19 protein-coding genes are annotated in these 22,985 nt (G+C 54.6%); 15 read left to right on the top strand and 4 right to left on the bottom strand.

Features of this window, described 5'->3' with window-relative positions:
- Positions 1–131 precede the first annotated feature (131 nt).
- From ET33_RS26590 to ET33_RS26565, 5 genes are all read left to right on the top strand, one after another.
- Positions 132–1,928 (top strand): cache domain-containing sensor histidine kinase, encoded by a 1,797-nt coding sequence (locus ET33_RS26590; protein ID WP_036689367.1) that lies wholly within the window; start codon positions 132–134, stop codon positions 1,926–1,928.
- Positions 1,925–3,559, top strand: a complete 1,635-nt coding sequence (locus tag ET33_RS26585) for a response regulator transcription factor (RefSeq protein ID WP_036689364.1) — start codon at positions 1,925–1,927, stop codon at positions 3,557–3,559. The genes ET33_RS26590 and ET33_RS26585 overlap by 4 nt, the downstream gene beginning before the upstream one ends.
- A gap of 490 nt (positions 3,560–4,049) precedes the next feature.
- Positions 4,050–4,772, top strand: coding sequence for an amino acid ABC transporter ATP-binding protein (locus ET33_RS26575; RefSeq protein ID WP_010496599.1), 723 nt, complete (start codon positions 4,050–4,052; stop codon positions 4,770–4,772).
- Between the two features lie 44 nt (positions 4,773–4,816).
- A complete protein-coding gene (locus ET33_RS26570; protein ID WP_036689356.1) occupies positions 4,817–5,620 on the top strand; it encodes an ABC transporter substrate-binding protein in 804 nt (267 codons plus the stop codon).
- Between the two features lie 28 nt (positions 5,621–5,648).
- The gene (locus ET33_RS26565; protein ID WP_036689351.1) at positions 5,649–6,365 is read left to right on the top strand and encodes an amino acid ABC transporter permease; all 717 of its coding nucleotides are present in this window, start codon (positions 5,649–5,651) and stop codon (positions 6,363–6,365) included.
- Here ET33_RS26565 and ET33_RS26560 read toward each other — a convergent pair.
- Positions 6,332–7,987: a PucR family transcriptional regulator gene (locus tag ET33_RS26560; RefSeq protein ID WP_036689348.1), complete on the bottom strand. Its 1,656-nt coding sequence runs from the start codon at positions 7,985–7,987 to the stop codon at positions 6,332–6,334. The two genes, ET33_RS26565 and ET33_RS26560, sit on opposite strands and share 34 nt — an antisense overlap.
- Before the next feature lie 197 nt (positions 7,988–8,184).
- Here ET33_RS26560 and ET33_RS26555 point away from each other — a divergent pair, with 197 nt between their 5' ends.
- The 8 genes from ET33_RS26555 (at position 8,185) to ET33_RS26520 (ending at position 17,788) form a co-directional block, all read left to right on the top strand.
- A complete protein-coding gene (locus tag ET33_RS26555; RefSeq protein ID WP_036689347.1) occupies positions 8,185–9,450 on the top strand; it encodes a Glu/Leu/Phe/Val family dehydrogenase in 1,266 nt (421 codons plus the stop codon).
- Between the two features lie 25 nt (positions 9,451–9,475).
- Entirely contained in the window at positions 9,476–10,840 is a 1,365-nt protein-coding gene (locus ET33_RS26550; RefSeq protein ID WP_036689345.1) for an aspartate aminotransferase family protein, read from the top strand.
- 11 nt (positions 10,841–10,851) lie between these two features.
- A complete protein-coding gene (locus ET33_RS26545; RefSeq protein ID WP_036689343.1) occupies positions 10,852–11,547 on the top strand; it encodes a CoA transferase subunit A in 696 nt (231 codons plus the stop codon).
- Positions 11,532–12,197, top strand: coding sequence for a 3-oxoacid CoA-transferase subunit B (locus tag ET33_RS26540; RefSeq protein WP_036689340.1), 666 nt, complete (start codon positions 11,532–11,534; stop codon positions 12,195–12,197). Before ET33_RS26545 ends, ET33_RS26540 begins: the two co-directional genes overlap by 16 nt.
- Before the next feature lie 15 nt (positions 12,198–12,212).
- On the top strand, positions 12,213–13,397 hold the full coding sequence (locus tag ET33_RS26535) for a thiolase family protein (RefSeq protein ID WP_036689338.1): 1,185 nt from the start codon (positions 12,213–12,215) through the stop codon (positions 13,395–13,397).
- Positions 13,398–13,604: 207 nt separating this feature from the next.
- Positions 13,605–14,882 (top strand): peptidase, encoded by a 1,278-nt coding sequence (locus tag ET33_RS26530; RefSeq protein WP_036689335.1) that lies wholly within the window; start codon positions 13,605–13,607, stop codon positions 14,880–14,882.
- An 80-nt stretch (positions 14,883–14,962) separates the two neighbouring features.
- On the top strand, positions 14,963–16,333 hold the full coding sequence (gene gabT / locus ET33_RS26525) for a 4-aminobutyrate--2-oxoglutarate transaminase (RefSeq protein ID WP_036689331.1): 1,371 nt from the start codon (positions 14,963–14,965) through the stop codon (positions 16,331–16,333).
- A 30-nt stretch (positions 16,334–16,363) separates the two neighbouring features.
- The gene (locus ET33_RS26520) at positions 16,364–17,788 is read left to right on the top strand and encodes an aldehyde dehydrogenase family protein (RefSeq protein WP_036689327.1); all 1,425 of its coding nucleotides are present in this window, start codon (positions 16,364–16,366) and stop codon (positions 17,786–17,788) included.
- Between the two features lie 435 nt (positions 17,789–18,223).
- On the opposite strand, the gene ET33_RS26515 is transcribed toward ET33_RS26520, so the two are convergent.
- Positions 18,224–18,799 (bottom strand): hypothetical protein, encoded by a 576-nt coding sequence (locus tag ET33_RS26515; protein WP_036689324.1) that lies wholly within the window; start codon positions 18,797–18,799, stop codon positions 18,224–18,226.
- Between the two features lie 402 nt (positions 18,800–19,201).
- Between ET33_RS26515 and ET33_RS26510 the strand changes: the two genes are divergently transcribed.
- Complete coding sequence (locus ET33_RS26510) at positions 19,202–19,609, top strand: PH domain-containing protein (RefSeq protein ID WP_036689321.1); 408 nt, start codon at positions 19,202–19,204, stop codon at positions 19,607–19,609.
- An 84-nt stretch (positions 19,610–19,693) separates the two neighbouring features.
- Here the strand turns inward: ET33_RS26510 and ablB are convergent, their stop codons facing one another.
- Positions 19,694–20,578, bottom strand: coding sequence for a putative beta-lysine N-acetyltransferase (ablB, locus tag ET33_RS26505; protein WP_036689318.1), 885 nt, complete (start codon positions 20,576–20,578; stop codon positions 19,694–19,696).
- 379 nt (positions 20,579–20,957) lie between these two features.
- Here ablB and ET33_RS26495 point away from each other — a divergent pair, with 379 nt between their 5' ends.
- The gene (locus ET33_RS26495) at positions 20,958–21,224 is read left to right on the top strand and encodes a YokU family protein (protein ID WP_036689312.1); all 267 of its coding nucleotides are present in this window, start codon (positions 20,958–20,960) and stop codon (positions 21,222–21,224) included.
- 265 nt (positions 21,225–21,489) lie between these two features.
- Here the strand turns inward: ET33_RS26495 and kamA are convergent, their stop codons facing one another.
- Positions 21,490–22,914 carry a lysine 2,3-aminomutase gene (kamA, locus tag ET33_RS26490; RefSeq protein WP_051775663.1) on the bottom strand — a complete coding sequence of 475 codons (1,425 nt, stop codon included), beginning with the start codon at positions 22,912–22,914 and terminating at the stop codon, positions 21,490–21,492.
- Positions 22,915–22,985: the final 71 nt, after the last annotated feature.

Below are 22,985 nucleotides of genomic sequence, written 5' to 3'. Positions count from 1 at the left end.
TTTATTGTAGCGACGGGGCCTAATCATTCCCACTCAGGAATTTGAGAAGATAGGTGGACGATTTTGACTCTGCGATGTTAGAATGAAAGCGCTGACAACACGAAAAGCAGGATGAGAAAGGCGGAACGACAATGCGTCTGCTGCTTACAAGCGTACGGTACAAGCTGATCGCTCTGATGCTGATTTCGATTGTGATTCCTACGTCCGCGTCGATCGTCGTTACCTACTTCTATACCAAGGAATCCGTGAAGGAACGGTCCATCATGGAAAATACGCGGCTGCTGTCCGAGGGGAAATCGAACATCTCCAATTTCCTCGGCGCGGTCAACAACGCTTCGCTTATTCTGTACTCCAACAAAAAGCTGGACGGTATTTTATCCAACGGCGTAGCCGACCCTGCGGATCAATCTTACGTGTACACCGCGCTGCAGCTCGTTTCCAAAGCAACGAACAATATTTATCAAGTGTATTTGTATTTGAATAATGGACAAGACTCGTTCTTAATGAACAAGGACAATTTCCTGCGCGGACAAGCGAAAGCTCCGCCGGCAGAGCTGAACATCGCCCCTTATGCCGCCAAATCAATTCCGACGCATTGGAGCAACGACTACGGCCTGCAGCAATTTCCGCAAACGAATCCGGGGCTTGTTTTTTCCATCTACCGCCCATTGTTTCGGGTGCCGACCTCGGAGCAGATCGGCCTGCTGGGGATTGACGTTCAGGTGGACGCCCTGCGCAAATTATGCGCTCAATTGTACGATGCGGCTCATGAGGACATGTACATTTTGGATGGGGACGGAACGGTGATCTATGCGTCGGACGAATCGGAAATCGGCAAGAAGCAGGAGCAATCCTGGGTCCGGCACATGCTGGGCGATGACGCAACGTCGGGGAGTATGGAAAAAGACGTATCCGGGTACGACGGCATCATTTTATTCGATAAAATCAAGCTGTCTTACTTGGATTGGACAGTCGTGAAGCGAATACCCGGAGATTATTTGTTCGGACATGCCCGTACATTGACCATGATCAATACCGTCATCGCCGTCTTGTCCTTATCCGTTGCGACCGCGGCGGTTCTCTACGTTTCGATCCGGTTCACGCATCCGATCAAGCAGTTGATTCGCAGCATGAGCAAGATTCAATCGGGCCAACTGGAGGAACCGATCGAGATCGTGCGCAACGACGAATTCGGTATTCTCGCCAAAAAGTTCCGCACGATGATGGAGACGATCAACGACCTCATTTTCCGCGAATATAAGCTTAAGCTCGCTAACAAGACGACGCAGCTCAAAATGCTGCAGGCGCAGGTCAATCCGCATTTCATCAACAACGCGCTGCAGTCCATCGGCGCTTCCGCGCTGGATAACGATGCGCCCGACGTGTACGAGCTGGTCTCATCCTTGGGCCGCATGATGCACTACAGTATGAATACGAAAGATACGATCGTGCCTTTATCGCAGGAGCTCGCTTACGTCGACCATTACCTGCTGCTGCAGCGGCAGCGGTTCGAGGAGAAATTGAAGATCGAGTACGCTTTGGACGAAGCGGCCGGCCCGGTTCCGATTCCGAAAATGATCATTCAACCGCTCGTGGAAAATTATTTTAAACACGGATTTCATAAGTCGCATCAGACGGGCGTACTAAAGATCGGCACGGCATTGCTGGACGGGAAGCTGCAAGTTGTCGTAGTAGACAACGGAACGGGCATCTCCGAAGACCGGCTTGCCACCTTGAACGGCAAATTGTCCGGCACGCCATCCGAGCCGTCCGATAGTGGAGAGCGGATCGGGCTGATGAACGTCATGTTCCGGCTTCGCCTTTACTACGGGGAAGAAGCCAGCCTGCAGCTCGAACCGAACGAGCCGCACGGTCTAAAAATCACGATGATAGTACCCACTACACATCAAGAGGTGACTGTGCTATGAAAGTGTTACTCGTCGATGATGAAAAGCATGTCCGTAAAACGGTCCGCAAGCTGATCGATTGGGAAGCCTTCGGCTTTCATGTGGTGCTGGAAGCGGAGGACGGCACGGAGGCGGTGGAGCTGATCCGGGAGCAGCGGCCCCAGTTGGTCATCACGGACATCATGATGCCTGTGAAATCGGGCCTTGAGCTGATGGAATGGATGGAAATTCACGCGTCGGACTGCAAAAAGATCGTCATCAGCGGCTTCAATGACTTCGAGTTTGTGCGCCACACCGTCAAGTACGGGGGTACCGACTATTTGCTGAAGCCGATCGACCGCGGTCATCTGCAGGAAGCGGTCGGCAAAGCGGTTGCCAGCTGGAACGAGGCCAACCGGGCCAAGCTTCAGTTTCACGAGAAAAATAAGGAAGTCAACGAGTTAAAGCCGATGTACCGCGACAAACTGCTGTCTCGGTTATTGACCGACGCCGCTTCGGGCAGCGCGCCGCTGCCTGGGGAATCGTATCTTCGCGAATTTCCCGTGCTTGCGGCCGTACGTTCCTGTCGGGTCGCCATTCTTGACCTGAACACGATGCAACGGCCGATCCGGGACAAATACAAGGCAAGTGTTGACTTACTTTTCTTTTCCGTGCTGAATATTTGCAACGATTTTGTGCAAACGGCGGGCCGAGGAACGGCTTTCCGCAATTGGAACAAGCCTTACGAAATCGTGCTGCTGCTCTGGGACGAGCCCGACATGGCTGCAAGATGGCTGCGGAAAATTTCCGAGGGGATCAGGCAGACGTTGAAAGGGGCGGTCGATGTCGGCATCAGCGCGGAATGCTCCTTCCCGGACGGCCTTGACCAAGCGTATACACAGGCGCTGGAAGCGTTAAACGGGCGAAACCTGCTCGATCTCGCTGCGCGCAACCATGAATATCGTCCGTCACCGGCGATGCCGCGTATTGGAACGGTGCGGTTCGGCAAATATGAAGAGAAGACCCGGCTGGCGGTCAGAAGCGGAAATCACGAGCAAATCCGGCATGCGGTCGGCGAATGGTTTCAAGACATTCGCGCCATGCCTGCGATTACAATGGAACAGCTAAAAATGTGGTGGGACGAGTTCAACGTAGCGCGGGCCGGATGGGTGGAGGAATTTTTCCAAGCAAGCCATGAATCGCCACGATGGCCGCATGAGAACGGTCCATTTGTCGTTCCGCTCGACGAGGACGGAAAGCTTTCTTTGTCGCAGCTGCAGCAGATGATGACGGACCGGCTGATCGAGCTGTCGCAAATTTTGATTTCCATGCAGGCGGTAAACAGCAACCCGATGCGCGAAATCGCCCGTTACATCGAAACGCACTATACCCAGGACATTACCTTGCAGGACATCTCTGCACGGTTTCACTTAAACCGCGAATACATTTCCCGCAAATTCAAAATGGAATTTCAGGAAACGATGATCGATTTCGTGAACCGGATTCGGGTGGAGAAAGCGAAGCTGCTGCTCATCAGCCCCTACCTCAAAGTCGTCCAGATCGCACAAATGGTCGGGTACCATGACGAAAAATATTTCAGCCGCGTCTTCAAGAAGCAGGAGCAGATGACGCCGAACGAGTTCCGGAAGCAGGCGTTGAAGGAGCTTGGCTGAGTTTGTTGAGAAAGTGGTCAATTGTGAGAATAGATGTTACGAGGGGGTGGGGGTATACACTTCCGGTTGCTGCTCCACCCCGCAAAGTGAAGGTGATTCAAGGAAGTTCAATCCGAATACTTTGCGGGGACCCCGAGTCCACAGGAAATTTTGATTTGAAGCTGCTTAGCAGCGGGTATTTCCTGTGGACAAAGGCGAACGCTAACGCTCCTCCAGTGCATACCCCACCTCACTCTGAAGCCCGCCCCGAGGGGACGGGCTTGTTTTTACTTCCTCCCAGCGGTTTCCACAGCTTTCGGCTCGCGAAATCGGGTATGATTTATATACATGGCGTATAAAAAGCGGGAAGCTTTTTTCGTTCTATCGGCGAATAGATTGTAAGCGGTTTCTATATTACTATTTAACCAGGTAAACTTTTGAGGACAAGCTGCACGACAAAAAAGAATGCGCTTTCTTCGCAACATAGACTATCCCGCAAGGAGGTTAATCCATGATTCAAGTTAACACCTTGGTCAAGTCATTCGGCTCCGTTAACGTCCTGAAAGGCATCAATTTAAACGTACAGGAAAAAGAAGTCGTCGTCATGCTCGGCGCAAGCGGCTCGGGCAAAAGCACGCTGCTGCGCTGTCTGAACTTCCTCGAAATTTATGACGACGGGGAAATTTATATTTTCGGGGAGAAGCGAGATCCTCACAAGTCGAACCTGAATCAGATCCGGCAAGAGGTTGGCATGGTGTTCCAGCATTTTAATCTGTTTCCCCATAAAACGGTACTGGAGAACGTGATCGAAGCTCCGATTCATGTTAAGAAGCTCAAAAAGAAAACGGCCATCGATACCGCCTACGACTTGCTGGACAAAGTGGGGCTGAAGGATAAGGCGCACGATTATCCCGGCATGCTGTCCGGCGGGCAAAAGCAGCGCGTCGCCATCGCCCGGGCGCTCGCCATGGCGCCGAGAGTGATGCTGTTCGACGAGCCGACCTCGGCTCTGGACCCCGAGCTTGTCGGCGAGGTGCTCCAAGTGATGAAGCAGCTTGCCAAGGAAGGCATGACGATGATCGTCGTCACCCATGAGATGGGCTTCGCCCGCGAGGTAGCCGACCGGGTCGTCTTCATGAGCGACGGAAAAATATTGGAGGAAGCCCATCCCGAACAGTTTTTTGTCAATCCGCAGACAGAGCGGGCCCAGCAGTTTTTGCGCAGCATCCTTTAAAAAAGCAACGCAACCTAAGATCAACTTACAGGAGGGACTTGTTCATGAAAAAAGGTATGATCGTTTCCTTGTTGTCGATGCTGGTAGGGGCTATGCTGCTCGCCGGTTGTGCTTCGACAGGCAACACCCCGTCTGCAGCTTCGGCCGACGGTAAAGATTCCGGACAAGTGAAAGCGTTTCATTTTGCAATGAGCGGGCTGTACAAGCCTTTCAACTACAAGGAAAACGGCAATCTGGTCGGCTTTGACGTCGAATTCGGGAGCGAGCTGGCCAAGAAAATGGGCGTCAAAGCCGAGCCGGTGACGAACCCGTGGGAAACGATCATTCCCGGTCTTCTTTCGAAGAAATACGATGCGATTCTGGGCAGTATGGCGATTACGCCGGAACGCCAGAAGACGGTCAGTTTCACGACGCCTTACTACCGGTCGGGCGCGCAAATCTTCGTCGCCAAGACGAACGAGACGATTAAATCCGCGAACGATCTGAAAGGCAAGAAGATCGGCGTGCTCAAGGCAAGCTTATTCAAAAGTTTGGCGGCCGAGCGGACGGATGCGGGCAACATTACCGAGTACGATAGCGATCTGACGGCGTTGCTGGATCTGCCGACGGGGCGAGTAGATGCGGTCATTACGGACGATTTGGTCGGCTTCCGCATGATCAAGGAGAGCGCCACGGCGATCAAGGCTGTAGGGGAGCCGCTGACGATGCAGGAAATGGGAATCGCGGTCCGCAAGGAGGACCAAGCCCTGCTGGATCAATTGAACAAGGCCATCGACGAAATGGTCAAGGATGGGACGTACGACAAGCTGAGCGAGAAATGGTTCGGCAAAAATATTTTGCAAAAGTAACGAAACGATATTCAGATGAGGTGACCCGATGATCGAAATCTTGCTGTCCAGTTACGACGTGTTTCTGAAAGCGACTTGGCTGACCGTTCGCATAACGTTTGTTTCTCTTCTGCTCGGAAGCGTCATCGGTCTTGTATTTGCCTTTTTCCGGCTGTCGAAGAGCCGTGTCTTGAACGCTGTAGCGAAATTCTACATTACGCTGATCCGCGGCACACCGCTTATTATCCAGATCGCCGTACTGTACTTTGGGATATCCAACATCATTTTGCTGTCGCAATTTTGGGCGGGGGTGTTCGCGCTGGCGATTCACGGCGGCGCTTACATCGCGGAAATTTTCCGCGGCGCGATTCAATCGATCGACCGCGGTCAGATGGAGGCGGCCCGCTCGCTCGGGATGACGTATCCGCAGGCGATGCGAAGAATTATTTTGCCGCAGGCGTTCAAAATCGCCATTCCTCCACTTGGCAACCAGTTCATCCTCGGATTGAAGGAATCTTCGCTTGTCGCTTACGTCGGCATGTCGGATTTGTGGGGAGCGGCGTTAAGCGAAGCGGCCTCGAATTTCAAGCAGCTCGAAACGTACGTGGTGGCAGGGTTGTATTATTTGGCGCTGGTTATGCTCTTTACGTTTGTGGTGGGCAAGCTGGAAGCCAGACTCGATGTGAACGCCAAAGCGAAAAGCAGGGGAGCGAGCGCCAAGCCGCGCGCCCGCTACAGCTCCTCGGAAGAGACGGTCAGCTTGTAGGCCATGATCGCGATCTCCAGCTTCAAACGATCCTCCGACGATTGAAGATTGCGCCGGGTTTTCTTCTCGATCTGGTTCAGCCGGTATTTCAGCGTATGGCGGTGAATGAACAGCTCGGCCGCGGTCACGTGCAGGCTCTGGTTATGGTATAGGTACGTTTCCAGCGTTTGAAGCAGGTCGGCTCCTTGCCGCTTGTTCTGCATCAAGGCTCCGAGCTGCTCCTCGGCAAACTGCCGCAAATCCATGCCGAGCTCTTGCATCTGGATCAGGAAGTGATACAGTCCCAGATCGTCATAATGGACGACGGACTTCGGCTTGTGCAGCAACTTGGCGAAGACGAGAGCTCGGTGCGCTTCCTGTGTGCTTTTGGCCAGGTCGGCAAGGTCAGTGTAGCTTTTGCCGATGCCGATCCGCAGCGGGTGTTCGGGATAGAACGCGCTCCATTTATCGGAGATGTCCCGTACGGCCAGAAGCGAAGCTTCCTCCGCGGCTTCGGGAGCCGTTCCTCTGTTTCCCGTTCCCATGAGAACGACGCAGCCGTCCAGCCGGTTGCGCAGCAGAAACTGGCGGTTATGCTTGCTCATCGTCTGGTTCACGACCTGATACAGCCGGTCCAATATGTCGTCCAGCGTACGGCGCTCAAGGTCAGGCGGAAGGTTCTCCACCTTGATTTGCAGCACGGCCTGACTACCGCTCGGATCGAAGCCCAGCTTTTTCCCGCGCTCGATCACTTCGGCTTTATTGGTAAAATTTTTGCTTAACACTTGATCGAGAAATTCGCCTTGAAAACGGATTTCCGTATCCAAAATTGCTTTATGCCGCAGGAATTCAATCGCATACACGGTGGCCGCATGCTCGACCGCGATCTGGTCGATGTCTTTCCATCGTTCTTTATCCTTGATGGCCGCAATCCAGCCGTAGTTCGTCTGATTCGCCATGACCGGATAGAGCGAAATTGTGTATTCGCTTTCATGATTGTTTAAATGAAGAAGCTGCTGTTCAAAAGGCGGCTGCAGCGGCTCGGAAAAGAGCAGAAGCCGATCCTGACCGATCCGGCGGACCGCGTCATGAACGATCCGATCCGAAACGATAGAGGCATCCGCATCGAACAGCACGATGCTGCCGTCCGTCAGCCGCGACAGTGTCTCGGTGATCGCCTGGATGCCTTGATTGTCCAAGACCAGACGGGTAAATTCCTTGTGGATGTTGATCGAATGCTCGAACATGCGGAATTGGTTGTTGACGATCTGTTCCAGAATCGCCTTGGTAATGACCGAAAAGTTGATATCCGTCGGGATTTCCAGCAGCGGAAGGGCGGAACGGTTCGCAATGTCGATGAACGATTGGGGAATTTCGCGCAAGTAAAACCCGGTGTACATCGCGACGCCGGACAGCTTCTTGTTGGACAGCAGCTTGTGGAACTGGTTTCGTTTCTCTTCGCTTTCCATCAGGCCGAAGCCGGTCGTAATCAGAAACTCGCCTTCCTGCAGCCGATCGATGTCTTCGATGACCTCGACGATCGTGACCCATTTGATGATATTGTTCATGCCGTCGAATCCGGCGACCAATTTCGTCTTCGACATCACGGGCAGCTGGATCGCTTCTTGAATGCTAATTCCCATAGGAATGATCCTCTTTTCTGTGCGGATTGGCTTGAGTCAGTTATATCATGGCCCGTAATTTCGGGCAAGCTGGAATTTATACCTGATGTATAAAAAATCGCGCACATTTTGGATTCGTCGGTCGAATAGATCGAGCGCTTGAGCTGGTTTAAACTACAAGTAATTGCAGCCATAACGCAGAGGCCGGAGGTGGAACGATGGCAGTCGATACGGTTCGGCAAACGGAACAACCAAGCGTCTTGGAGCGAACGCAGCATCTCATCAAGAAGGCGCTGGAGCATATGGGCTGCGCGGAATCGTTCTACGAGCTGTTGAAGCGGCCCCTTCGCTTGATGACGGTTTGCATTCCCATACGCATGGACGACGGCTCCGTCCGGGTATTTACCGGCTACCGGGCTCAGCATAACGATGCGGTGGGGCCGACCAAGGGCGGCATTCGGTTTCATCCCGCGGTAACGCCGGAGGAAGTGACTGCTTTGTCGATGGGGATGAGTGTTCAATGCGGTCTGACCGACCTCCCGTACGGCGGGGGCATGGGAGGCATCGTGTGCGATCCGCGCACGATGTCCGCCGCCGAGCTGGAGCGGCTGATCCGCGGGTATGTCCGGGCGATCAGCCAGATCGTCGGCCCGGCGAAGGATATCCTGGCCATGGATATGTACACGAATGAGCAAATGATGGCTTGGATGATGGACGAGTACAGCCGTCTCCGCGAGTTCGACTCGCCCGGCTTTATTACCGGCAAGCCACTCGTACTGGGCGGTTCGGCGGGCAGGGAGTCCTCGACGATCAAAGGCGTGACGATCGTGCTGCGCGAAGCGGCGAAGGCGTCCGGTATGCAGATCGGCGGCGCGAAGGTGATCGTTCAAGGGTTCGGCCATGCCGGAGGCTATCTGGCCAAATTTCTGCACGACGCCGGAGCGAAGATCGTAGGGATTGCGGATGCCGGCGGCGCTCTGTACCATCCGGACGGTCTGGATGTCGATTATTTGCTGGAAAAACGGGATGCGTCCGGCGCGGTCACCCATTTGTTCGCAAGCGCTATCTCCAACCGGGAGCTGCTAATGCAAGCCTGCGACATTCTCATTCCGGCTGCCGCTGAAAACCAAATTACGGAAGAGAACGCGGCCGGCATTCAAGCGAAAATCGTCATCGAGGCGACGAGCGGACCGACGACCGCGAAGGCTACGGAAATTCTCACCTCCCGAGGCGTGCTGCTCGTCCCCGACATGCTGGCAAACGCCGGCGGCGTTGTCGCTTCATATATCGAGCGGGTTCAAAACAACCAGGGCTACTATTGGTCCGAAGAGGAAGTTTATCGGAAGCTGGACCACGTTTTAGTCAAAGCCTTTCACGGGGTCCATCGGATCGCGCTGGAAAGCAAGGTGGACATGAGGCTGGCCGCCTATATGGCGGGCCTCCGCAAAATGGCGGAAGCCATGCGCTGGAGAGGCTGGATTTAACACAAGCGTAAAGAGGGGAACCGACATGACGGATACACATTTGATCAAACCGATTCTGGACTACAACTATCCTACGGTGGCCAGCGGAAAAGGAATTTATCTCTATGATACGGACGGCAAAACGTATATCGACGGCTGTTCCGGGGCGGTAACGGCGAGCATCGGCCACGGGGTGCCGGAAATCGTCGAAGCGATGAAGGCGCAGGCGGAAAAAGTATCGTTTGCGTACCGCGCCCAGTTTACGAGCGAGCCTGCCGAAGAGCTTGCGCGCCGGTTAAGCGAATGGTCCGAGGGGCGCTGGAACTGGTCCTTTTTCGTCAACAGCGGCTCGGAAGCGACGGAGACGGCGATGAAGATTGCGATCCAGCATTGGCAGGAGAAAGGCCGCGACCGCAAAAACCGCTTCATCTCCCGCTGGATGAGCTATCACGGCATTACGATGGGCGCTTTGTCCATGTCCGGCAATATTTTGCGGCGCAAGCGGTTCATCCCGCTGCTCGAGGATTACCCGTCCGTCTCTGCGCCGTACTGCTACCGCTGTCCGCTGAAGGAAGCGCATCCCGGCTGCGGCATGAAATGCGCGCAGGAGCTGGAAACGTCGATTCTGCGCATCGGGCCGGAGCATATCGCCGGATTTATCGCCGAGCCGATCATCGGCGCTTCGGGAGGAGCGGTAACGCCGCCGGAGGGATATTATCAGGAAATCAAGCGCATCTGCGACAAATACGATATTCTCTTCATCGCGGACGAGGTGATGACGGGGCTCGGAAGAACCGGCAAGAAGTTCGGCAGCGAGCATTGGGAGGTCACCCCGGACATCGTCGCTTTGGGTAAAGGCATGAGCGCAGGCTACACGCCAATGGCGGCGACGCTGGTCAGCGACAAGGTGATGGAGCCGATTCTGAAAGGGTCCAAGTCGATCATGGCGGGCCACACGTACAGCGCCAATCCGCAATCCGCCGCCGTCTGCCTGGCCGTGCTGGACTATATGGAAAAGCACGATTTGGTTCGCGCAGCCGAAGTGAACGGCGAGTATCTTCTCGGCAAGCTGCAGGAGATGGCCAAGCGATTGGATATCGTAGGTGACGTGCGGGGCAAAGGGATGCTGCTCGGATTGGAGTTCGTGCCAGATGTACGGACGAAGGGGATTTTCCCGCTATCGCTCGGCGTGACGGCTCGGGTCATCAAGCGTGCTTTTGACAAAGGACTGCTCTTGTACCCGGCATCGGGAGGCATCGACGGAGCGGCCGGAGACGCGATTATCGTCTCTCCGCCATTAATTATCACCCGAGAACAAATCGATAGCCTAGTAAGTATATTGGAAAATAGTATTTTCGAAGTGCAAGAGGAACTGCGGACGGAAGGTCATTTGAATAAAGCGGCGGTATAGGGGGAAGACGCATGGAGCTTGTAAAAAAGCGAAGCAAGGTCGCCGGGCTGGAGGACGCGCTTCAACACATACGCGACGGGATGACCCTGATGTACGGGGGCTTCGGAGGCGTGGGCAATCCTCCGTCATTGTGCCAAGGCATGTTGGATAAAGGCATACGCGATCTTGTTCTGATCGGCAACGACTGCGCGTTCCCGGATATCGGCATCGGGAGGCTGATCACGGCGGGCCGGGCCAGGAAGGTCATCGTTTCGCACATCGGCTCCAATCCAAACGCTGGCCGGTTCATGAACGAGGGCGTGCTTGAGGTGGAGTTCAGCCCGCAAGGGACGCTGGCCGAACGCATCCGCGCCGGAGGCGTTGGCTTGGGCGGCATCTTCGTCGATGTCGGCATCGGTACGATTGCCGAAGAGGGCAAGCAGCAGATCGTGCTGGATGGCAAGCCGTATTTGATCGAGACGGCGCTGACCGCCGAGGTCAGCATCGTGCACGCACAGAAGGCCGATCCGTACGGCAACTTGATCTATGACAAAAGCGCCCGCAATTTCAATCCGCTCGTCGCGATGGCCGGAGATTACACCATTGCCGAGGTAGACGAAATCGTGCCGCTCGGCGAATTGGACCCGGAATGCATCGTCACCCCGGGGATTTATGTCGATATGGTCATACCGAGTCAAGGAGTGAACTGGACATGGGCGTGGGAGTAGAAGACAGCCGTTACCGGATCGCCCGGCGGGCGGCGCAGGAGATTCAAGACGGGATGCTCGTAAATCTCGGCATCGGGATTCCGACCTTGGTGGCCAATTATGTGCCGCCGGAGAACCAAGTGTTTTTTCATGCGGAGAACGGCATTCTGGGCACCGGTCCGAGCCCGGCCAAGGGGAGCGAAGATCCCGCGCTGTGCAATGCCGGAGGCTTTCCGGTGACCATCGTGCCGGGCGCATCGTATTTCGACAGCGCGACGGCGTTCGGGATCATTCGCCGCGGCTATGTGGACATCACAATTCTGGGTGCGCTCGAAGTGAGCCAGAACGGGGATTTGGCGAACTGGATCGTTCCCGGCAAACGGGTGCCCGGCATGGGCGGAGCGATGGAGCTGGCGCAAAAGTCGCGCAAGGTCATCGTGCTGATGAATCACACGAACAAGCAGGGCGAGTCGAAAATATTGAAGCAGTGCTCGCTGCCTTTAACCGCGCCGCACTGCGTGGATATGATCATTACCGAAATGGCTGTGATGGAAGTGACGGACGAAGGACTTGTTTTGCGGGAAGTGATGGCCCCCTATACAGCAGAAGATGTCATCCGGCAGACGGCAGCGGAATTGATCGTTCCGTCCGTCGTGTCCACGATCCAATAAGGGAGGCAATCCGTGATGAATGAAGTCGTTATCGCGACGGGAGTCCGCACGGCGGTCGGAGCTTTCGGCAAGTCGCTGCGGGATGTGCCGGCCACCGAGCTGGGGCGTCAAGTGCTGACGGGCCTGATGGCAAAAACGGCGCTGCCGAAGGAAGAGGTGGGCGAAATTATTTTCGGCCACGGCTATGTGCACGGCGGAGGGCTCAATTCGGCGCGAATCAGCTCGCAGCGGGCCGGCTTTCCGCTAACGGTGCCGGGTCACGTTGTCATTAAAGCGTGCGGCTCGGGCCTCAAGGCAATCACAAGCGCGGCGCTGGCGATTGCGGCGGGGCAAGAGGAAGCCGTCATTGCGGGCGGCGTGGAAAGCATGAGCAACGTGCCTTATTTGGTCCGAAACCGCTGGGGCACGAAGTTCGGCCATGTCGCGATGGAGGATGCGCTGCTCGCCGACGGGCTGACCTGCTCGTTGGGGAACGAGCATATGGGCATGACCGCGGAGCGGTTAGCCGAGCAGTACGGCATTTCACGGGAAGAGCAGGACCGGTTTGCCTTCGAAAGCCACCGGAAGGCGGCCGACGCGGTCCGCAGCAGGCGGTTCAACGACGAAATCGTGCCGCTGGAGCTGCAGGAGCGGCAAGGCGTCCGGCTCTTCGATCGCGACGAGTCGCTGCGGGAAGATATCGAGCTGGCGAAGCTCGCCAAGCTGCCTGCTGTCTTCAAGCAAGGCGGCACCATCACCGCAGGCAACGCCTGCCCGATGAACGACGGCGCAGCCGCTTTGCTGCTCCTGTCCCGCAGCAAAGCGGAGCGGGCGGGCATCAAGCCGCTGCTCAAGGTCAAGGCGTTCGCCAGCGCCGGAGTCGATCCGGGCGTGATGGGCATCGGGCCGGTGCCCGCCGTCCATAAGGCGCTGCACAAGGCGGGGCTGACGCTCAACGATATCGGGCTGATCGAGCTGAACGAAGCGTTCGCCGCGCAAGCCCTGGCCGTCATCCGCGAGCTGAAGCTGAACCCGGAGCGTGTCAACGTCAACGGCGGCGCGATTGCGCTGGGGCATCCGGTAGGCGCTACCGGAGCGAAGCTGACCGTGACGCTGATGCACGAAATGCTGCGGTCCGGCGTGAAGTACGGCATGGTGACGCTGTGCATGGCCGGTGGCATGGGCATTGCCGTGATCTACGAGAACGTGAGCGAGGCGTAGAGGGTTGATATTTTTGGGGGTTCGGTGAAATGAGGAGCGGAGCGAGCGGAATCATTCTGGAGAAGCGCAGCGGTCGCCTTTGTCTCCGGATTCTAACCTCTAAATGGGTTATTGAATGAAAGAATCCGGGGACAAGAGCGATCGGAAGAATGATCCGCACGCACAGCACTCTCCTTTTCACCTTATCTGCGCACAAGGAGGAGTAACATGTCAGAGCTCCAAGCACGGATTAAGCAGTGGATGCGCACGAACAGCGAGGAAGGTATGGCCTTCCTGCAGCGGCTGGTGCAGGTGCCAAGCACGCAGGGCCATGAAGCGCCGGCGCAGGCTTTGGTCGCCGAGAAGCTGCAGCAGATGGGCTTAGAGGTCGACGTATGGGAGCTGGACGGGGAAGCTTTGAAGAAGCATCCGTACTTTTGCTCCTCGCGGCCGGATTTCGATAACTGCCCGAATGTGGTCGGCATTCTGCGCGGGTCCGGTGGCGGCAAGTCGATCATTCTGAACGGCCATATCGACGTCGTCCCGGAGGGGGAGCGCGAGCAGTGGTCGGACGATCCGTACAGCGGTGCAATCCGGGACGGCAAAATGTACGGCCGCGGCGTCACGGACATGAAAGGCGGCAACGTCTCGCTGCTGCTGGCGATCCAAGCGATTCAAGGGCTGGGTCTCCGATTGAAAGGCGACGTCATCTTTCAGAGCGTCGTCGAGGAGGAAAGCGGCGGGGCTGGCACGCTCGCGACCGTGATGCGGGGCTACCAGGCCGACGCGGCAATCATCCCGGAGCCGACGAATATGCGTATTTTTCCGAAGCAGCAGGGCTCGATGTGGTTTCGGATTCAAGTGAAGGGCCGAGCGGCGCACGGCGGTACCCGGTATGAGGGAGTCAGCGCCATCGAGAAAAGCATGCTCGTCATCCGCCACATTCAAGCGCTGGAGGAGAGGCGCAACGCCCGGATCACCGATCCGCTTTATCAAAATACCCCGATTCCGATCCCGATCAACATCGGGGTCATCCAAGGCGGCAACTGGCCGTCCTCGGTTCCCGATCTCGTTCGCTTAGAAGGTCGGATGGGCGTCTCGCCTGAAGAAACGATCGAGGAAGCGAAGCTGGAGATGGAGCAGTGGCTGGAGCGGCTTGCCGAGCAGGACCCGTGGTTCAAGGAGCACGCTCCCGTGTTGGAATGGTTCGGCGCCCGCTGGATTCCCGGGTCGATGGACATGGAGCACGAGCTCATGCACACCTTGACGGAGCAGTACCGCAAGGTCGCCGGGACGGAGCCGGTCATCGAAGCGTCCCCGTGGGGAACCGACGGCGGCCTGCTGACCCAAGCGGGCAAGACGCCTGCTATCGTGTTCGGGCCGGGGGTTACGGAGGTCGCTCATTACCCGAACGAATATATCGAGCTGGAAAAAGTGACGGAAGCTGCGGAAATCATTGCTTTGACGCTTATCCAATGGTGCGGACTGGACGAAACGAACGGTTAAACTGGCGTTTTTTTGCGGTACGGTAAGGTAAGGGACCTCATCTCTCATGTTTATTTTCAAGCCGAAAGGGGAACAACCCAATGACAGCCCAACGTAAATTCGTATCGGTTGCAGCCGAATTGCCGGGAGCGAAGACAAAAGCGCTTCTGGAGCGCAGACAGCAAACGGTATCCAAGGGAGTCGGCAATAACCATCCTTTGTTTGTCGAGAGAGCGCAGGGGGCGCTGCTGTACGATGTGGACGGCAACGTGTTCCTGGACTTCGTCGGCGCGATCGGCACCATCAATACGGGCCACAGCCCGGCCGAAGTCGTAAACGCCATCAAGGCGCAGGCGGAAAAGTACATTCATACGTGCTTCCATGTGGGGATGTATGAACCTTATGTGGCTTTGTCGGAAAAGCTCGCCGAGATCACCCCGGGCGATTTTGCGAAGAAAACCGTGCTCTTGAACAGCGGCGCGGAGGCGGTTGAGAACGCGGTGAAGATCGCCCGGAAATATACGGGCAAAACGGGTATCGTCTCGTTCACCCGCGGCTTCCACGGCCGTACCCTGCTCGGCATGTCCTTGACGAGCAAAGTGAAGCCGTACAAATACCAAATGGGGCCGTATGCCCCGGCAATTTATAAAGCGCCTTTTCCGTATCCGTACCAACGTCCCGCATCGATGACCGAAGAAGAGTACGGGGACTTTTGCCTGAAGCAGTTCGAGGATTTTCTGCTGACCGAGGTCGCCCCGGAAGAGCTGGCGGCGGTCATTATGGAGCCGGTGCAGGGCGAGGGAGGCTTCATCGTTCCGCCAAAATCGTTTGTGCAGGGCGTCTTTCAGATTTGCAAGAAGCATGGTATCTTGTTTATTGCCGATGAGATTCAGACCGGCTTCGGCCGGACCGGAGAAATGTTCGCTTCGACGCTGTTCGATATCGAGCCGGACCTTATCACGCTTTCCAAATCGATCGCCGCAGGTCTTCCGATCAGCGCCGTCGTTGGTAAAGCGGAGATCATGGACGCCCCGAACCCGGGCGAAATCGGCGGAACCTATGGCGGAAGCCCGCTCGGCTGCGCCGCGGCTTTGACCGTGATCGAGATGATGCAGCGCGAAGACCTCCCGGGAAAATCGCGCGTCATCGGCGAAACGATCCGCAATCATTTTCACAAGCTGCAGGATGAGTTTAAAATCATCGGAGACATTCGCGGCTTAGGCGCGATGTGCGCCGTAGAGTTCGTCGATCCGGATACCGGCAAGCCGGCGAAAGAGTTCGTTGCAGCTTTGCTGCAAGCTTGTTATCGAAAAGGAGTGGTCCTGCTCGGCGCAGGAGTCCACAGCAATATTGTCCGTTTCTTGACCCCGCTGGTCATTACGGAGGAGCAGCTGCAAGAAGGGCTCGACATTATCAGCGAGGCCATGGCAGAGCTGAGCGCCGTATCAGCCGGCGCGGGTAAGGCGGACTGATCGTATCGCATAAGGAGGCGGATTTACTTCATGAAAAAGCATGCATTCATCGACGGAACTTGGGTTGAGACGAAAAACTACACCCCGCTGTACTCGCCGTACTCCAAAGAGAAGCTGGCCGAAATCGCTTCGGCTGACCTCACTGAGACCGAACTGGCGATCGAAGCGGCGGTCCGCTGCAAGCCAGTCATGCGAAGCATGCCGGCCCACCAACGGGCCCGTATTCTGGAAACCGTGTCCCGCCTGCTGGAACAGCGCCGCGAAGAAGCGGCCCGCCTCATCGCGCTGGAAGCCGCTAAGCCGATCAAAGCCGCTTTGATCGAGGTGGACCGGACGATCCAAACGTATAAGCTGGCCGGCGAGGAAGCGAAGCGGATTCACGGCGAAACGCTGGCGATGGACGCTGTTCCCGGAGGGGAAGGTCGCTTCGCTTATACTGTGAGAGAGCCGCTGGGCGTGGTCGGGGCGGTCACTCCGTTCAATTTCCCGATGAATCTGGTCGCTCACAAGCTGGGCCCGGCCATTGCCGCGGGCAATACCGTCGTCCTGAAGCCTGCGGGCCAGACGCCGTTATCCGCGTTCTTCATCGCGGAGCTGTTCATGGAAGCCGGACTTCCGGCCGGCGCGCTGAACGTCGTCACCGGCGCCGGCAGAGTCATCGGCGATAAAATCGTCGAGGATCCCCGCGTCGATGTCATTACGTTCACGGGAAGCCCGTCCGTCGGCAAAAGCATCCGCGCGAAAGCCGGATTGAAGCGAGTCACGCTGGAGCTTGGCTCCAACTCCGCGGTTATCGTGGACAGCGACGCCCGGATCGATTCCATTATTGCGCGCTGTGTGACGGGCGCTTTCTCGTTCCAAGGCCAAGTCTGCATCTCCTTGCAGCGGGTGTACGTCCTGGAGGATAGGTATGACGAATTTGTCGAAAAATTCGTCGCAGCGGCCAAGCAGCTCAAGCTTGGAGACCCGCTGGATGCGGATACGGACGTGTCCGCTATGATCTCCGAACGGGAAACGGAGCGGGCCGTGGCATGGATTCAAGAAGCCGAGCAACAGGGGGCAAGCGTGGCGCTGGGCGGAACGGCCGAAGGCGGGACTCTTGCGCCTACGGTGCTGCTGAACGTTCCTCCTGACGCACAAGTGTCGTGCAAGGAAGTGTTCGCTCCGATTGTGCTGATCAACAGGGTCCGCTCGGTGGAAGAGGCGGTAGACTGGGTCAACCATTCCGTCTACGGGCTCCAAGCGGGGATTTATACTGACAACCTGCACACCGCCATGAACGCAATCGATAAGCTGCATGTCGGCGGCGTCATGATCAACGACATTCCGACTTTCCGGCTCGATCACATGCCCTACGGTGGCGTGAAAGAAAGCGGCGTCGGACGCGAAGGCATCAAGTACGCGGTGGAGGAATTGACGGAGCTGAAGCTGGTGGTGTTTAACCGGAGTCGGTAAGGTGTTGGGGAAGGTCTAAAAAGGAAAAGTATTCATCAAGCGCCGGATATTTACCGATTGAAATCACCTGCTCTGAAAGCAGTTCAACATCATCATTGGTTCAGAGGAGACGGCGTCAAATTTTTGCAGAGGCTTGAATTAAACAGAGGTAGATCCAGATATTGTGATCTACCTCTGTTTTATATTTTTCTAAATTTAGTAAACTGTAACCTCGTAAATAACTTGATTGCTTGGATACGGAGCTATTTTTATACTCTATCCTTGAACTTGCCAATCATTACGATAGCTTCATCACAAGTCCGCCGACCGAGGAATGTGTAAAAAAGCTTTTGCTCCGAATAAATAAAATTTTGCACTATCTATCGGTAAAGATAGGGGACGATCCTAAATGGTCCTTCTAGAAATAGCGGAACACTGCTTCTTACGAAGCCACTGCTAATCCTCTCTATCCTCCAAGATCTGATCAATAATTAATAAGTGTTGTGTAATCCGCTTCTTCCGATAATGCTTGCACCAATTCTGTACGATAGATAGCAAAAACAAAGAAGTTACAATAACAGCGATTGGAGCAAAAGATACAAAAATCGATGAAAATAACTCATTAATGCTGCTTTCATCAGATAACGAGGCAGATCCATTTTTGCTTTGAATCGAAAGAAAATTATTCGTAGTGGAAACGAAAACTCCTAAAATAAAAGTGCCCACAGGTAATATAAATTTTACGAAAAGATCGACAGCAATTTGAAAATACGTTGTTTCAGTATCATACGATTTAAGTAAGATACGGATTTCTTTTAATTCTTGGGTTTCGATCTGGTTATAGGCATAGTAAGTTTGATGAAACCTGTAGTTTTTAATTTTCTTTTTATTTCTTCCCCGAACTTGATTCCAACTTTTCGTGTGCTGCGCAATCGGACCTTCTAGGCGTGACTTGAACATCTCTAATAGAATGGCTTCAATCGTTACGAACAAACAATCGATAATGATGACAATCAGTGTAGTTTGACTCATGGTTAGCCTCCGAAGATGGAAGAAGATACATACACTATACGGCATAATGGGTTTTGGTTCTAATAATTTTACATAGATACAGGGAAATGTAAATATCTGTAGAATGTATCGTGAATGCGAAAAAACCGCTCTTAAGAAGCGTAGATGTGGTCAGGTTCACGTGAAGCTGGATAAGAAGCATGTGGACTTGGCTCAATCGATTTTGGGGATGGAGCTTAGGGGAGAGGGTTACATGGTATGAGATGGTCGGAAGTTTGCAGCCGTTACCCTAGATTGTTTTGGTGGAAGCCCTTAAGGCCATGTCGAGCAATCACATGCGTCATTTTATATGAATAGGTAAATTGTAAAATTGCTGTATATAATTACATTTTTTAATAAAATAGGGATGCGTGGAGGTGGGCTATGGAGAAATTCGGAAGTAAGAAGGATGGCGTTTTTGCGGCTATCCATTGGGGGCTTATTATTGCCCTGATTTTTTTGGCGGTGCTTAGCATTTTGTTGAAATTCTGGATCATTATCCCGGTGCTGCTGCTTATTTTCGCTTTTTTCATGTGGACGTGGTTCACAACGAATTATGAGGTACAGCAGGATACGCTCATCGTCAAATCCGGCCCTTTTCGCTGGAGAATCCCGATTTCGTCCATACGGCGGATACGGAGAAGCAAGAACGGAACTTCCAGTCCGGCTCTGTCGCTAGACCGTTTGGAAATTACCTACACCCAAGGAAGTATCCTGATTTCGCCCGACCAGGAGCAGCAGTTTTTGACGAGGTTCAAAACGTTAAACCACAAAATTGAAATCGAATCCTAATACCAAGCAACCACGACGGCCCTGCAATCCTCGCTGGAATGGCAGGGCAGGATTCCTGTTGGTCATTGTAAGGAGCTGTGGGGGCTAGTTGTCGTTCCGGCCTTCTTCCTGCTGCGCAAGGTCTTTAACCCACAGATTCATATCCTCGAATTTGTCGTAAATCTCGACGCTTTTCGTCAGTCTGCCGTAGTAACGGTATCCCATCTGCCCGAGGGCGGCATTCATGCCGAACGAAAGGGCTCTCGCCAGTGAATAGGCGCAATAGATGCTCCTACTGCGCAATTCTTCCTCCAGAGCAAAAATGAGCACTCTCATGAGCCCAAGTTTGCGGTAAGCGGGGAGCGTAGCACAATCCGTAATTTCCGCATTGCGGTACGCTTCGTTAATTTCCGCCGAGGCGGCGCTGATCAGCAGACCCGCTTGTTCCACGATATAAAAGACGTTGCCCTCCCGAATGACCTTCTCGACGTACCAAGGCTGACTCATGGGGGTCGGGTACGTTTGAAACACTTGGCCGTACAAAGCGGCAAGTGCCTCGGCATCTTCCGGCTGGGCGATGCGCAGCGTGCAGTCTGCGGGGATCTGCGGGTGTTCTGGTTTCAAGGGGAGCTGAAGCACTTGCCCCAAAATCTGATCCTCCTCGATCCAATAATCGCTGGTCCGGCGCTCCAGATCGAAATAAACAGCCATGCAGTACGCATCGCTGCCAAGGAAATAGCCCTTATAAATCCCTTCGAGCATACAGCCTTTAGATAAAAAGGCAGGCCAATCTTCTTCGCGCGACTTGACGAAGGCTTTGGTTAATGCATGCTGGCTGGCAAGCTCGCACATCCGCCCGTAAATAGCATCGATATTTCCCCGGTAATCATCTACCCGTATTCGTTTGTTAAAGAAATCGAGGCAGACATGCATCTCGTAATCGCATCCTTGCTCAACATGATTGGTATAGTAAGCTTGTTCTTCCAGCATTTTTTTCCTCCTCAGAGCTTTTCGTAGAAAAGCTGACTTCGTAAAGCTGACTTCGTAAGCATAGGCTTAGTTTTCCAAAGGAAAACTATCTTCGTAAGCATGGGCCAAGCTTTCCGCAGGAAAGCAGTCTTCGCAAATCCGTCCATCCCTAAGTTTAAAGCAAAAACAGGGCCAATGCGAGAGAGGATCACGTCCATTCTCCCGGCGGACAAAAAGTTTTGCTGCAAAACGATGGCAAAGTGCAAAAGATTTTGCGGCGCTATATGGCTTCCATCCGGTCTGTAAGGATATTTCGTCCCCAATCCTCAGTTGGCATCAACTTTGCTTATATACCATATGGTAAAAATAATGACAACCTGAAGAGGGGAGAGAATGAACGATGAAATGTATGTGGTGCGATGCGGAACCGATCCGCGAGAGTGTAAAAGATTGCTATTGGGTCGCGCCGGACGGGAAAACGGCGGTGCAGATTCTGGAAGCTCCGGCGCTGGACTGCCCTAATTGCGGACAATACGTTACCGAAAGCATGTCGCAGCGAATCGAAGAGGCACTTTATTTGAATGATTTCTTTGCGCTGGGAAGCAAGTTCCGTTACGAAGAGCTGATAAACGCGCCGCGAATCAACAAATTTTCGAACAAGGGCTGACCCGAGACCCAGGGACGCGGCTACTACCTGCCACAGCCCGAATAAAGCCCTCGACGCTCCCTAGGGGGATGCGCGAGGGCTGTTTCGCTTGCCTGGACGTTCTCGCCGGGGGCTGACCGCCCGTCGTGCTGCGCCATACCAGCCCCCAAAAAGGCATGTATAGCAGCCCACCACACAAACTTCCGCATGCCAAAATCCTTGCACGGCCCCCGCCTACCTAGCGCCCTAAGGGGGAGCCGCCAAAACTCCCCCTATCGCAAATGCCTCACGCCTCTGCGCCCGAAGCATCCTCCTTCTGCTTCACCGCTTTGATCAGCTTCTCCTTCATTTCATCCCGCTTTTGCCGGCGGTCTTTCAGCGAGGTATGCTCGGAAGCTTCTTCGTACGATTTTCTGCGGCCGATACGGTGCAAGTTTTCCGGCACCAGGTTGAATTTTTCGTCCTTCATGAGGGCGATAATTCCGGTGCTTGCCGGCACTTGTTGGATGCCGTAAATTTCGTTGAAATATTCGTCGGCGCGGCCCGGGACATAATTTTTCGGTTCCGGGTATCCGACGATAACGCCTTCATAGTTGCGCAGAATGACCTTGTCCTGGCTTTGCGAGATCAGATAGTTCGGCTGCAGCGCGATTTTACCGCCGCCTCCGGGAGCGTCGACGACGAAGGTCGGGACGGCATAGCCCGAAGTATGGCCGCGCAGGGCCTCGATAATCTCCAGCCCTTTGGACACGGGCGCGCGGAAATGACCGATGCCTTCGGACAAATCGCATTGATAAATATAGTAGGGGCGGACGCGGATTTTGACCAGCTCGTGCATGAGCTTTTTCATAATATGCGTGCTGTCGTTAATGCCCGCCAGAATGACCGCCTGATTCCCGAGCGGAACGCCAGCGTTAGCCAGCATTTCGCAAGCCTGCTTTGCCTCGGCCGTAATTTCCAGAGGATGATTGAAATGCGTGTTCAGCCATACCGGATGGTACTTTTTCAGGATGTTGCACAGGTTTTCCGTAATGCGCTGCGGGAAGACGACCGGAGCCCGCGTGCCGATCCGGATAATCTCGACATGGGGGATCGCCCGCAAATTTTTCAATATATATTCCACAATATTGTCGTTGATGAGCAAACCGTCGCCCCCGGACAGGAGCACGTCGCGGACTTCCGGCGTGCGGCGGATGTAGTCAATGGCGTCGTCCAGCTGCTTCTTGGGAACCCCCATGCCCACTTGGCCCGAGAAGCGGCGACGTGTACAGTAACGGCAGTACATCGAGCATTGATTCGTCACCAGAAACAGCACCCGGTCTGGATAACGATGGGTTAAGCCCGGCGTCGGGGAATCTTCGTCCTCGTGGAGCGGGTCCTCCAGATCGTATTTCGTCTTCAGCAGCTCTGCGGAGATCGGCACCGACTGCAGGCGGATCGGGCAGCGGGGATCGTCCGGGTGCATAAGCGAAGCGTAATACGGCGTTATATTCAATGGAATCGTTTGCGTCGAAATGCGCACGCCTTCCTCTTCCTCGGGCGTCAAATTGACGACCTGCTTCAACTCGTCCAAGGTGCGGATCGTATGCGTCAACTGCCACAGCCAATCGTTCCACTGTTCCTCCGTCACGTCTTTCCACAGTTCGACGACGTCTTTCCAATGCCTTTTGCTGCTGAGAGGGGGAACGTTTGCTTTGCTTTGCGGGTCCATCATCGGTACGCTCATCGCGAGCACCTCCATCAATCGTTTTCACTTTGATAATAAGCAAAAATCGTGCCAAA

Origin of the sequence: Paenibacillus tyrphae, assembly GCF_000722545.1 — a bacterium.
GTDB lineage: Bacteria > Bacillota > Bacilli > Paenibacillales > NBRC-103111 > Paenibacillus_G > Paenibacillus_G tyrfis.
The sequence above is the reverse complement of the archived record's forward strand: the minus strand, read 5'-3'. Positions and strand labels throughout refer to the sequence as shown.